The organism is Polaribacter sp. R77954 (genome assembly GCF_044595335.1).
GTDB lineage: Bacteria > Bacteroidota > Bacteroidia > Flavobacteriales > Flavobacteriaceae > Polaribacter.
Map to the genome: position 1 here is coordinate 519,605 of NZ_CP138992.1, position 13,096 is coordinate 532,700.

Annotated in this window: 10 protein-coding genes; 4 read left to right on the forward strand and 6 right to left on the reverse strand. The window is 29.8% G+C overall.

The genetic code is table 11. From position 1 onward, the window contains the following. Positions 1-21 precede the first annotated feature (21 nt). Positions 22-2,445 (reverse strand): primosomal protein N', encoded by a 2,424-nt coding sequence (gene priA, locus SJY27_RS02275; protein WP_397447953.1) that lies wholly within the window; start codon positions 2,443-2,445, stop codon positions 22-24. Positions 2,446-2,552: 107 nt separating this feature from the next. Between priA and SJY27_RS02280 the strand changes: the two genes are divergently transcribed. From SJY27_RS02280 to SJY27_RS02290, 3 genes are all read left to right on the forward strand, one after another. Continuing rightward, a complete protein-coding gene (locus SJY27_RS02280; RefSeq protein ID WP_397446630.1) occupies positions 2,553-3,443 on the forward strand; it encodes an alpha/beta hydrolase in 891 nt (296 codons plus the stop codon). An 11-nt stretch (positions 3,444-3,454) separates the two neighbouring features. After that, the gene (locus SJY27_RS02285) at positions 3,455-4,309 is read left to right on the forward strand and encodes an alpha/beta fold hydrolase (RefSeq protein WP_397446631.1); all 855 of its coding nucleotides are present in this window, start codon (positions 3,455-3,457) and stop codon (positions 4,307-4,309) included. A gap of 1,032 nt (positions 4,310-5,341) precedes the next feature. Further along, positions 5,342-6,094, forward strand: a complete 753-nt coding sequence (locus SJY27_RS02290; protein WP_397446632.1) for a family 16 glycosylhydrolase — start codon at positions 5,342-5,344, stop codon at positions 6,092-6,094. 65 nt (positions 6,095-6,159) lie between these two features. On the opposite strand, the gene ychF is transcribed toward SJY27_RS02290, so the two are convergent. After that, positions 6,160-7,251, reverse strand: a complete 1,092-nt coding sequence (ychF, locus tag SJY27_RS02295; protein ID WP_397446633.1) for a redox-regulated ATPase YchF — start codon at positions 7,249-7,251, stop codon at positions 6,160-6,162. A gap of 156 nt (positions 7,252-7,407) precedes the next feature. On the opposite strand from ychF, the gene SJY27_RS02300 reads away from it, so the two are divergent. Next, a complete protein-coding gene (locus SJY27_RS02300; protein WP_397446634.1) occupies positions 7,408-8,910 on the forward strand; it encodes a carboxypeptidase-like regulatory domain-containing protein in 1,503 nt (500 codons plus the stop codon). 246 nt (positions 8,911-9,156) lie between these two features. On the opposite strand, the gene SJY27_RS02305 is transcribed toward SJY27_RS02300, so the two are convergent. The 4 genes from SJY27_RS02305 to speB form a co-directional block, all read right to left on the reverse strand. Continuing rightward, the gene (locus SJY27_RS02305) at positions 9,157-9,432 is read right to left on the reverse strand and encodes a hypothetical protein (RefSeq protein ID WP_397446635.1); all 276 of its coding nucleotides are present in this window, start codon (positions 9,430-9,432) and stop codon (positions 9,157-9,159) included. Between the two features lie 74 nt (positions 9,433-9,506). Beyond that, positions 9,507-10,475, reverse strand: a complete 969-nt coding sequence (locus SJY27_RS02310) for a deoxyhypusine synthase family protein (RefSeq protein ID WP_397446636.1) — start codon at positions 10,473-10,475, stop codon at positions 9,507-9,509. A 132-nt stretch (positions 10,476-10,607) separates the two neighbouring features. Beyond that, positions 10,608-12,140, reverse strand: a complete 1,533-nt coding sequence (locus SJY27_RS02315; protein WP_397446637.1) for a GNAT family N-acetyltransferase — start codon at positions 12,138-12,140, stop codon at positions 10,608-10,610. Positions 12,141-12,149: 9 nt separating this feature from the next. Further along, positions 12,150-13,094: an agmatinase gene (speB, locus tag SJY27_RS02320; RefSeq protein ID WP_397446638.1), complete on the reverse strand. Its 945-nt coding sequence runs from the start codon at positions 13,092-13,094 to the stop codon at positions 12,150-12,152. Between the last annotated feature and the right edge of the window lie 2 nt (positions 13,095-13,096).

Below are 13,096 nucleotides of genomic sequence, written 5' to 3' on the forward strand. Positions count from 1 at the left end.
CATAAAACTAGTAAAAAACTACTAATAAGCATCCACATCAATTATAAAACGGATAGGTCTAAAATCTTTAACAGCTTCGAATGTGTTTTTAATCTTGGAAACTTGATTTTTTGTATTCGCTAAACTTTGTTTTGGCGGAATTTTTATGACTAAATTTTTTATATACTGATTTCTAATTCTTGCAATTGCAGGTGCAGTTGGCCCTAAAACATGTTCTCCAAAAGAAGCATACAAAGCTTTAAACAACCAATTGATTGCTGTATCTACTTTATTATAATCTCTATGTTTTAAAGTAATTTTTATCAATCTATAATAAGGAGGATATTTATATTGCCAACGTTCTTGCAACTGTTCTTTATACATGGCTTGGTAATCTGTAATTGAAACCTGTTGCAAAATTTGATGATAAGGATTATAAGTTTGAATGGCTACATTTCCTTGCTTTTTACTTCTACCTGCTCTACCAGAAACTTGCACCATCATTTGATAGGCCCTTTCATGTGCTCTAAAATCAGGAAAATTTAGCATGGTATCTGCATTTAAAATTCCTACCAAAGAAACATTATCAAAATCTAAACCTTTAGACAACATTTGTGTACCTACTAAAACATCGATTTCTCTGGCTTCGAAAGCACCAATTATTTTTTGATAACCAAATTTACCACGAGTAGTGTCTAAATCCATTCTACCAATTTTATAATCGGGGAACAATTCTTTGAGTTCTAACTCAATTTGCTCGGTTCCAAAACCTTTGGTATCTAAAGTATTGCTACCACAAGCAGCACAACTATTGGGCATGGCTCTTTGATAGTTACAATAATGACAACGCAATTCGTGTTTAAATTTATGAAAAGTTAAAGAAACATCGCAATTTGGGCATTGAGGGGCTACACCACAGGTTTTACACTCTACAATTGGTGAATAACCACGTCTATTTTGAAATAAAATAACTTGTTCTTTTTCTTCTAAAGCTTCTGTAATCAATTTTAATAATCGATCAGAAAAATGACCTTTCATTTCTTTTTTACGCTGCTTTTCTTTTACATCAATCAATTCTATTTTAGGTAATTGCACATTTCCAAATCGTCTATTTAGGGCTACAAAACCATACTTTTTTTGTTGTGCATTAAAATTACTTTCTAAAGAAGGTGTTGCAGAACCTAACAGAATTTTTGATTGATGCATTTTTGCCAAAACAATGGCAGCATCTCTGGCATTGTATCTTGGTGAAGGCTCAAATTGCTTGTAGGAAGTTTCATGTTCTTCATCCACCACAATCAATCCTAAATCAGAAAAAGGTAAGAAAATGGATGAACGTGCGCCTAAAATAATTTGTGCTTTTGTTTTATTCTCTAAAACATTATTCCATACTTCTACCCTTTCATTCATAGAATATTTAGAATGAAACACAGAAATTTGATTGCCAAAATAGAACTGTAAGCGCGTAATTATTTGCGTAGTTAAGGCTATTTCTGGCAATAAAAACAACACTTGCTTACCCGAATCTAAAACCTCTTGAATTAGTTTGGTGTATACTTCTGTTTTTCCAGAACTTGTAATGCCATGTAAAAGAGTAACATCTTTTTGTTGAAAAGATGTCTTAATTTCGGTTAATGCTTTCTGTTGAAATTCGTTTAAGGTTTTTAGCGAATTGGTATCTCCTTTAAAATTGATTCTATCTGTTTGAATTTCGTAAAACTCAAAGATATTTTTATCTACCAGAGATTTTAAAACTGCTGATGAAACGTTTGCTTTTGTTTCTAAATCTTTAGCTTTTATCGGTTTTTTTGATGTTGCTAATTGAAAAAAAGTTAAAACTGCTTGACGTTGTTTTTTGGCTCTCGATAATTCTTCTAGTAAAGAATTTAAAGCATCATCAGAAGTATAAGCTGCATGTAAACGAACATATTTTACCAATTTAGGTTTGTACTGTTCATAGATTTGTTCTTTTATGTAAATAGCAGATTTTTGTATCAAACCGTTTACAATAGGCATCACTTTTTTCTTACCTAAAATATCAACTACTTGATGAATTGTTAATTGCGATTGATGTTGCAAGGCTTCAAAAATTAAAAATTCATCATCTTCTAAAAGTTCTTCATTATTAAACGCCTCATTTTTATAAATAATTGTTTCACTTTCTAATAAAAAAGCAGAAGGTAAAGAAGCTCTATAAACATCACCCAAAGCACACATGTAATAATTTGCAATCCATTGCCAAAGTTTCAACTGAATTTCGTTCACCAAAGGTTTATCATCTAAAATTTGATGAATTTCTTTGGCTTCATATAATGTGGGTGGGTTTTGGTGAATTTCAAAAACCAAACCAGTAAATAATTTTGTTTTTCCAAAAGACACTGCTACTCGCATTCCTTTTTGCAAATAGTTAGCTTCCTCATCAGTAACACTATAGGTAAATGTTTTATGAATTGGTATAGGTAATATGACGTTTATAAAATAAATATTCTTAAATGTTTAACATTAAAAAACTCAAAGCTAACTAAAAATTACTATCTTTATATAAAATATTTAGCAATTAATCCCCCAAAAACATGACTGCTGAAAACTGGAAAAACAAAGGTAAGTTTGTTACCATAGACGACAAAAAAGTTTTTGTCATAGACATTAACCACGAAAATCATGCTGGTACATTAGTAATTATTCATGGATATCCTACATCCTCTTATGATTATTTTAGAATTATCCCAGAACTTTCTCACTATTTTAGAATTGTAATTCACGATCACTTAGGCTTTGGCTTTTCTGATAAGCCAGATTCTTTAACCTACTCTTTAATAGATCAAGCTGATATTGCTTTACGACTCTGGACAAAATTAGGATTAAAAAGTGTTTCTATTTTAGCACACGATTATGGTACGTCTATTGCCAAAGAAATCTTATCTAGAAAAAACCACAATTTAATTCCTTTAAAAATTAACAAAATATACCTCTGTAGCAGTAGTATGCGATTGGAATATTTACACTTAAGAAATATAGACAAACTATTAAAAGACAAAAAACTAGGTCGTTACATTTACAGATTAACGAGTTATGGTTATCGTAAAATTAAAAGAAAGTTAAAGAGAGATGACATCAACTATAACATTCAAAAAGATTATGATATTAAACAAATGTGGAATAGAATGAATTCTACACAAGGCCAAAAAGAAGTCCATTTTTTAAGCAATTTTATTAATGAACGCTATACATATTGGCACAGGTGGACAAATGCTTTAAAAGAAGCCTCTGTACCTGTTAGAATTTTTTGGGAAAAAACAGATCCTGTTGCTGTAAAAGAAATTGCTATTGTTTTGGCTACAGAAGAGGTTAGTAATCACTTAGTTTGGATTGAAAATGTAAAACACTACTCTATTATAGAAACACCAAATAGTTGGATAAAGTTGGTTTTTGAACATCAAAACAGAGCTAAACCTGTTTTTTAAAACTCTTACATATGGAACTTAAAGAATGGGCTGAAAAAGGACAAATGGTTTCTGTTTTAGGGAGAGATGTATTTGTTATTGATATTGGTAAAAGCGATGAAACACTCGTAATTTTGCATGGTTATGGTACATCATCTATAGATTATTACAAGGTTTTACCACAACTTACCCAAAACTATAGAGTAATAATTCAAGATTTTATTGGCTTTGGTTTTTCTGATAAACCTGTAGCGTATTACTTTAATATTTTAGAACAAGCCGATGTTACCTTAGAGTTATGGCGAATTTTAGGTTTAAAAAACATTATTCTTTTATCACATAACTACGGAAACCTTGTTAGTTTAGAAATTTTAAAAAGAGTAAAAACTGAATTTGCAAATATTCAAATTCAAAAATTACTTTTTTTAAATAGTACAATTTCTTTTAATTACAAAAACAACTCTAATGACAACGTTCAGCCTTTAGAAGAATTTGCCAAAATAACACGATTAATGTCTTGTACGTTTTCATTCTATAAAAAGAAAATGAAAGAATTTTTCTTTGATGGCAACAAAATATCTGATGAGGACATTAAAGCAAAATGGGACTTGCTACAACACAATAATGGTGATAAAACCATTAATTTTTTATACGATTATAACACTGAAAGTAAATTATTGTGGAGCAGATGGTTTAGTTATTTAAAGCATAATAAAATACCTACAAAAATAATTTCTGGTAAAAACGATGCTATCTTTATAGAAGAAGAAGCCTTACTTTTAGCTGAAGAATTCAATAATAGCACTTTAAACCTGATTGAAAACTGTGGCCACTACCCTATGTTAGAACAGCCTGAGGAATTTTTACAACTGGTTTTTGCGTCTTAAAAATGTTGTCTATTTCTTGCGATAATTACAAATGACACCCAATTAAATGTTTTGAGTTGTAAAACTAAATTGATATAAAAATTATTGAATTATTTAAAATTCAATGATAGAAAGTTTAAGGCTAAAAAATAAAATCTTTAAATACCTTATAACAATCAAAATAGTGTTGTTGTACAAATACCAAATATTCAAAGTAAAGCTTTTTTAATGTCTAAATGGTTCGTAAAAGTAGGAGATTTGTAGGAGATAATCAGATAGTATGTAAACTAGAAAGCAATTCAATACCTATTGAATTTGAAAGCGTAAGCGCTGGAAAGATTGTTGAAATATCTAAACGTAAAATTGATAAAAGATGACGCACTTTTTAAGGTCGAAAAAATCTAAATATGGCCTTTGAAATACCTCAAATAGAAATTAACACAAGTTATTCTTATTCACCATTAGAAACAACCGAAAATTTAGGTTAGCTTATTGTGTAATATACTTAACTTTAAGCTTATTTTCTTTTTTAACACTCCATAAATTATTGATAAGAGTAAAAAATGAAAAGAAAGCAACTGTTAATAATGTGTAATCTATAAATTGATTTGTAAAAGTGCTTAGAGATATTGAATTGAAAAATTCTAGTAACATAATAATTTGTTTTAAGTGTTACTCAAAAGTAATTAATATCTATAATCAAACTTTATTTATTATATGAATGGTGTAAAAAGTTCGTTATATTGTTTTTTCTATTCGATTAAAGAAAAATCTAGATTTTAAATAGGATGGTTTTTAGATCGATAATTGCTTTTACCTATTAATAATTTTAAATGCTTAATAAAATAAAGCATCAATAAATAGTGTATATAAACTGAATTAAACACCTATTTTAAACAAATTCATATTTTAAATAGAGACTCTTTCACAGAATCATAATTATACTACCCAAATTTATAACTAAACACAAAAATGATTAAAAGCAATCATAAATCAATAACTCTAATTGCAACTTTAATTGTATTACTGTATCCTTGCAATTAAAGAATAATCATGAAAAGTACCGATAAAAAATACCAATTAATTTGGGAAGATAATTTTAACAGTAAAGAGTTAGACACTACAAAATGGAACAGGCAAGTAGAACCCGCAGGAAGATTTAATAAAGAATGGCAGAGATATACAGACAGCAAAAAGAACTCTTATATAAAAAATGACCAACTTGTTCTTGAGGCAATTCATGAAGGAAAGGTTCATGAAGAAAATGCATATACTTCTGCAAGATTAAATACGGCTGGAAAATTAGATTTTACTTACGGAAAAATAATTGCAAACATAAAACTGCCCAGTGGTAAAGCTATTTGGCCGGCATTTTGGATGCTTGGTTCTAATATTGATGAAAATGGAGGTGATACACTTTGGCCATTTACAGGCGAAATAGACATCTTAGAACTTTGGGGATCTGACAGTGCTAGTATTGTGGAAGCAAACGTACATTATGCTGATGCATCTGGAAAACACACACAAATGGGCGCTGAAGGGTACCATTTAAAAAATGGTAGTTTTTCTGAAGATTTTCATGAATTTGAATTTGAATGGACCTCAGAAAAAATGATTTGGAGCGTTAATGGTAAAAGTTATCATACTTTAGACATTACTGACAAGAAATACTATGCATTTCATAAAGATTTTTTCCTTCTTCTAAATATTGCTGTTGGAGGCGAAATTGCTGGATATCCAGATGAAACAACTCCTTTACCACAAAAAATGATTGTGGACTTTATTAGAGTATATCAGAAAAAATAAACCAAAAAAAAATGCCTCAATACATTAAAATTGAGGCATTTTACTATTATATAATTATTTTTAGTTTACACATTAAACCTAAAGTGCATCACGTCTCCATCTTTAACAATATACTCCTTACCTTCTACTCTCATTTTACCAGCTTCTTTTACTTTAGCTTCAGAACCATAAGTTACATAATCCTCATAAGAAATGGTTTCTGCTCTAATAAAACCTTTTTCAAAATCGGTATGAATAACTCCTGCTGATTGAGGAGCTGTTGAACCAATAGGAATCGTCCAAGCTCTTACTTCTTTTACACCTGCTGTAAAATACGTTTGTAAGTTTAATAATTTGTAAGCAGAACGAATTAAACGAGAAACTCCTGCTTCCTCTAAACCAATATCCTCTAAAAACATTTGGCGTTCTTCATAATCTTCTAATTCAGTAATATCAGCTTCTGTACCTACTGCCAATACAATTACTTCTGCATCTTCATCTTTTACAGCCTCTTTTACTTGATCAACATAAGCGTTTCCAGAAACTGCTGAGTTTTCATCAACATTACAAACATACAACACTGGTTTTGAAGTTATAAACTGTAAAGATTTAACAAATTCAATTTCTTTTTCAGAAAAATCTAAAGCTCTTACAGAAATTCCTTGCAATAAAGTTTCCTCTACTTTTAATAAAACTGCCAATTCAGCTTGAGCCTCTTTGTTACCTGTTTTTGCTGTTCTTTTAACTCTTTCTAATCGTTTTTGAACGGTTTCTAAGTCCTTTAATTGCAGTTCAATATCAATCGTTTCTTTATCTCTTACAGGATCAATAGAATTATCTACATGAATAATATTATCATTATCAAAACAACGCAATACGTGTAAAATAGCGTCTGTTTCACGAATATTTGCTAAAAACTGATTTCCTAAACCTTCACCTTTACTTGCTCCTTTTACCAAACCAGCAATATCTACAATCTCTACAGTTGCAGGTAGCACTCTTTCAGGATTTACCAATTCTTCTAACTTCTCTAAACGTGTATCTGGCACATTTACTACACCCAAGTTAGGCTCTATAGTACAAAAAGGAAAGTTTGCACTTTGCGCTTTTGCATTTGATAAACAATTGAATAATGTTGATTTTCCTACGTTTGGTAATCCTACAATTCCAGCTTTCATATTGTATAAAATAATGGTTTATAAACAGTTTAACATAAATTAAGATAACTATTCATAATTTTTTCAGAATGCAAATATAATACTTTGTTAAAGTTAAATGTTGATTTATTTCGAAATCTAAAAAATGTCTACTTTTCAAAAAAAATTAACCAAAATATGATTAAAAAATTACTATCTATTACTTTACTATTTTATGGATGTATAACAGTACAATCTCAAATTGTAAAAGGACAAATTATTAGCAAAACTACCTCTAAACCAATTTACAGAGCAGCAGTAGTTACCAATTTACAAACAGGTACAGAATCTAACAAAAATGGCGAATATGAGTTACAAATTAACCATATCAAATCTGTTACATTTTCTTGTTTAGGTTTTTCGCCTAAAACACTTTCTTTAAAAGATTTACAAAAACGAAACTTTAGGGTAGTTTTGGTTGAAGATGTTAATCAATTAGATGAAATTCAACTTAATCTTACGAAAATAAATCTAGACTCTCTATTGATAAAAACCCAAAGAAGGATGCAAGAAAGCTTTGTTGCTGAAGCCATTAAAGGACGAATTTATGCCAAAGAATACTCTGAAATCGACTTTAAAAATTTAGACTTAGCCCTAGAAAAAAGCACTTTACTAAGTCGAAAATCGAGAAAACTAGCCGAAAAAGAATTGATGGATTATGCAAAAAAACTAAGAGAAAGTAATCCAAAAGTTAGTTCTGAATACTTTGGTGCTTTAAAAGCGCAAAAAAAATATTCAGAAAAATGGAAAAGAGACTTCAATTTTACTGAAATTGACACCATTGAAGGCATTACTTTTCTAAACAATGACAAAAACATAACTATAGAAACAGCCCAAAAAGATTTACAAAATATTGTTTTAAAACACTTAGACACCAACAAAACTTATAAGATTAGTTCTGGTTTGTTTAAAATAGAAGATTCACTTTCCTTAAAAGAAATTATTAGAGAAACAGATTCTTTAGCCAGTAATGCTTCTTTTGATAAAAATTATCCAAAATACTATTATAACGATGCTTATCAAAATGCCACATTTTTTAAATCTGATAATAAAAACAACTTTTTAAGTCAAAAATACTATGAACATTATTTGGATAAAAATGAGTATTTAGGCAACAAATTGTTTTACTGCGTTAATTTTGAACCCAGAAAATCAAAATCGAAATTTAGTGGGAAAATATATATTGATCCTAAAAACTATACTATAAAGAAAATTACCTATGCTTTTGCTGAAGGTAAAAAAGGCCTCAACTTTAACTTAAAATGGGTTTTAGGAGTTAAAGTTTCTCAGAATATAAATAAAGGCACCATTTATTACGAAACGAATAATAATGATAAAGTTTATGCATCATATTTTAAAGAAACGTTAGGGGATTATGCTTACGTGCATAGACCCATAAAATTTAAAGAAAATTCTAAAGAAAAACAAAAAGTAAAATTTGATATTAAAATTGAAGTGAATGTCTTATCTACTAAAGAAGTTTTACTATCAGACATCAAAACAGTTCAAAAAATAGAAAATGAGCCCAAAGAGAAAACTCAACTTGTCAAAAAAGTGCCTTATCTATCGTTAAATGCATACAATAAAACCATTTGGAAGAATAGAGCATTGATTATTGATTACTTAAAAACCTACGAATAATTTGTTATAAGACTGATATTTGGCACTTTATCAACAAAATTTAACCACAAAGAATTACAACTATTACAGGAAGCTGTCTGAAAAGTAGATTTATTTCATTTTGAGCCAAGTATAAAAATATACACCTTGGATTATCAGCAAATAAGATTTATCTTTTAAATTAAAAATGACAAATTTTAATACTTTTCAGACAGCCTCCTGTTTTTAAACATAACTAAAAATTAGTGTACAATTATTCTCTAATTTCTAATCTTCTTCATCTATATTTACATCAAAATCATCATTATCATCAAAAAACTCTTCGTCATCAGCATATTCTTCCATAGCGTTTTCTAATTTCGTACTAATTTTCACTAAATAAGTAGTATCATCAGTTTTTACTTCTACAGCTTTTATGGTTTCTCCTTTTGCATTTTTAAAAGAAATAATATCATCATAATCATATCCATCAGGATATTTTTCTATTAATAAATCTAAAATGTCTTTTGTTAATTTTGCGTACTCTACAATTACTCTCTTCATTTTAATAAATTTTCAATAAGTTTTACAAGCAATTTTAAAAATAAAAAATAAAATTCAATAAAACTTAAACGGGTTTACATTTCTAATAAATATGCAAAAATTAACGGAGCCACAATGGTTGCGTCACTTTCTATGATAAATTTAGGCGTATCTATATCTAATTTTCCCCAAGTTATTTTTTCATTGGGCACAGCTCCAGAATACGAACCATAACTTGTGGTTGAATCTGAAATCTGACAGAAATAACTCCAAAAAGGTGTGTCAGTTCTTTCCATATCTTGATATAACATTGGCACAACACAAATTGGAAAATCACCTGCAATTCCTCCTCCTATTTGGAAAAATCCAATTCCGTTTTTAGAATTTTCTGTATACCAATCTGCCAAAAACGTCATGTATTCAATACCAGATTTCATGGTACTTGCTTTTAATTCGCCTTTTAAAACATAAGAAGCAAAAATGTTCCCCATTGTTGAATCTTCCCAACCAGGAACTATAATTGGTAAGTTTTTTTCTGCGGCTGCATACATCCAAGAATCTTTGATGTCAATCTCATAATACTGCTCTAAAACACCAGACAATAACAATTTGTACATGTATTCATGTGGCAAATAACGTTCTCCATTCGCTTCTGCTTCTTTCCAAATTTTAACAATATGTTCTTGTATTCTTCTAAAAGCTTCTTCTTCTGGTATACAAGTATCAGTAACTCTGTTTAACCCTTTTTCTAACAAATCCCACTCTTCTTGTGGTGTTAAATCTCTATAATTTGGTACTCGCTTGTAATGAGAATGTGCTACCAAATTCATAATATCTTCTTCTAAGTTGGCTCCTGTACAAGAAACAATTTGCACTTTGTCTTGGCGAATCATTTCTGCAAAAATCTTTCCTAATTCTGCTGTACTCATTGCGCCTGCCAAAGAAACTAACATTTTAGATCCTTTATTTAATTGGTCTTCATAGCCTTTTGCGGCATCTACTAAAGCAGCAGCATTAAAATGTAAAAAGTATTTTTCTATAAAATTTGTAATCGGTTTTTTCATTTTTTTATTTTGTTTGATAAAATTTCTAAATGTTCTCGATACGAGTTTTCGAAAAGAAAAATCACTCGAACTGACAGTCTTTTATTTAAGTGATTATTTATTTAGAGATTTTATCGGTATTCTATTTATTAATTATTTTTTCTGAAGTTTTTTAACTTCAAAAATATCTTTTCTTCTATCTTTTAAATTACGTACACTACCAAACTGATTTAAATCTTTTAAGAGATCTAAATCTACATCAGCTATTAAAATCATTTCTGTATTTGTGGTTGCTTCTGCTTTAATTCCGTTTGCAGGAAACGAAAAATCGCAAGGTGTAAATACCATAGATTGTGCAAACTGGATATCCATATTATTTACTTTTGGTAAGTTCCCTACACTACCAGCAATTGCAACATAACACTCATTTTCTATAGCTCTAGCTTGTGCACAATGACGTACTCTAGAATATCCATTTTGCGTATCTGTTAAAAACGGAATAAATAATATATCCATGCCTTCTTCTGCTAAAATTCTACTAAGTTCAGGAAACTCAGAATCGTAACAAATCAACACACCAATTTTACCACAATCCGTATCAAAAGTTTTTAATTCATTTCCACCTTGCATTCCCCAAACTTTAGCTTCATCTGGAGTTACGTGTAATTTTTCATAACGTTCTGTTGTACCATCTCTTTTACAGATATAGCCCACATTGTACAACAAACCTTCTTTAATTTCTGGCATACTACCTGTTATAATATTGATGTTATAACTGATTGCTAATTCAGAAAATTTCTGAACAATAACAGGTGTATATTTTGCCAATTCTCTAATTGCTTGCGATTCTGGTAAATGATTATTATCTGCCATTAAAGGCGCATTAAAAAATTCTGGAAACAATGCAAAATCAGAACGATAGGCAGAAACTGCATCCACAAAATATTCTGCTTGTTGCATCAATTCTTCCAAATCTTTGTACAAACGCATTTGCCATTGAATTAAACCCAAACGAACTACCTTTTTATTTGTAGCTGCTTTTTTAGATTTTTTTTCGTAATAAATGTTGTCCCATTCCAATAAAACTGCAAATTCACCTGAGTTTTCATCGCCTTCTAAATATCCATTTAAAATTTTTGAAGGATGAAAATCGTTAGAAATTTGAAAATTTAAAACAGGATCATTTATTTCTTTGCGTTTTACTTTTTCGATATATTCTTTAGGCGATAAACTTGTTGCATACTTATGATAATTAGGAATTCTACCACCAAAGGCAATCCCTCTTAAATTCTGCTTTTCTGCCAACTCTTTTCTGTAATCGTACAATCTTCTACCCAAGCGTAAACCTCTGTATTCCGATTTTATAAAAACATCAATTCCGTATAAAACATCACCATTTTCATCATGCGTATCAAAAGTATAATTATCAGTAATGTCTTTATATGTATGCTGATCATCAAAACTATCGTAATCTAATTTGATAGATAATGCACAACCTGCTAACTCTCCATTTATTTTGATAACTACTTGTCCTTCAGGAAATTTATCAATTAACGTTTTAATTTGATTTTCTTTCCAATAGGCATCTGGCATACTTGCATACGCTTGAATCATTGCAGCTTTTAACGCTTTATAATCGTCTAAAGTTAAAAACTGCAATTCGATATTTTCTATGTTTTTTATCATTATAGAAACTTAAAAATCGTCGTCATCGTTTTTAAACTTTGATAATTTACTAAACGGATTTGTGTTGTTGATATCATCTCCAATATCATAAGTATCATCATTTGAAGCAAACTTATAGCTCAACATTTTGTAAAACATTTTAGCCGCTAAAAAGTCTGAAGATTTATCCATTTCATTAGGGCATAATTCTACCATATCAAAACCAACTACATTTTTGTGCTCAAAAACTTGCTTTAAAAATTCTAAGGTTTCGTAATAAAATAATCCACCTGGTTCTGGAGTTCCTGTTGATGGCATTATTGATGGATCTAAAGCATCTAAATCGAACGTAATAAAAACATTTTCTGTTAATTGGTCAATAACATCTTCCATCCAATCTTCGTTTACAGCCATATCATGTGCAAAGAAAACTTTATCGAGATTCATGTTTCTTTTTTCAGAAATATCCATACTTCTAATTCCAACTTGCACTAAATTAGTTGTTGAATTCGCCTCGTAAACAGCACAAGCGTGGTTGCATGTAGAACCTTCGTATTCTTTTCTTAAATCTGCATGCGCATCAATATGTAAAACCGTTAAATTGTTAAAACACTCATTAAAAGCTCTAATTGTACCAATAGAAATGGAATGTTCTCCTCCAAAAACAGTTACAAATTTATTTCTGTTAATGTATTTTTTGGTGATGTCATGCACAGCATCAACCAATGTTTCTGGAGATGCATTTTCTGTAATTGCGTCTGCCAAATAAACACCTTCTTTATACACTTCAGAATCCGTTTCTATATCATACAATTCCATGTTTTCAGAAGCTTCTAAAAAGGCTTGTGGCCCTTTGTCTGCTCCTTTTTGCCAAGTGCTTGTTCCATCATAAGGAACAGGGATTAATACAATTTTAGATGTTGACAGTTTTCCATATTCTTCGGAAATTCCTGCATAAGTATTACGCGTATTCATTT

Excerpts from the sequence above, each read along its gene's own strand:
- SJY27_RS02300 (WP_397446634.1), top strand. The coding sequence starts at position 7,408 with ATGATTAAAAAATTACTATCTATTACTTTACTATTTTATGGATGTATA.
- speB (WP_397446638.1), bottom strand. The coding sequence starts at position 13,094 with ATGAATACGCGTAATACTTATGCAGGAATTTCCGAAGAATATGGAAAA.
- SJY27_RS02315 (WP_397446637.1), bottom strand. The coding sequence starts at position 12,140 with ATGATAAAAAACATAGAAAATATCGAATTGCAGTTTTTAACTTTAGAC.
- SJY27_RS02305 (WP_397446635.1), bottom strand. The coding sequence starts at position 9,432 with ATGAAGAGAGTAATTGTAGAGTACGCAAAATTAACAAAAGACATTTTA.
- ychF (WP_397446633.1), bottom strand. The coding sequence starts at position 7,251 with ATGAAAGCTGGAATTGTAGGATTACCAAACGTAGGAAAATCAACATTA.
- SJY27_RS02285 (WP_397446631.1), top strand. The coding sequence starts at position 3,455 with ATGGAACTTAAAGAATGGGCTGAAAAAGGACAAATGGTTTCTGTTTTA.
- SJY27_RS02310 (WP_397446636.1), bottom strand. The coding sequence starts at position 10,475 with ATGAAAAAACCGATTACAAATTTTATAGAAAAATACTTTTTACATTTT.
- SJY27_RS02280 (WP_397446630.1), top strand. The coding sequence starts at position 2,553 with ATGACTGCTGAAAACTGGAAAAACAAAGGTAAGTTTGTTACCATAGAC.
- SJY27_RS02290 (WP_397446632.1), top strand. The coding sequence starts at position 5,342 with ATGAAAAGTACCGATAAAAAATACCAATTAATTTGGGAAGATAATTTT.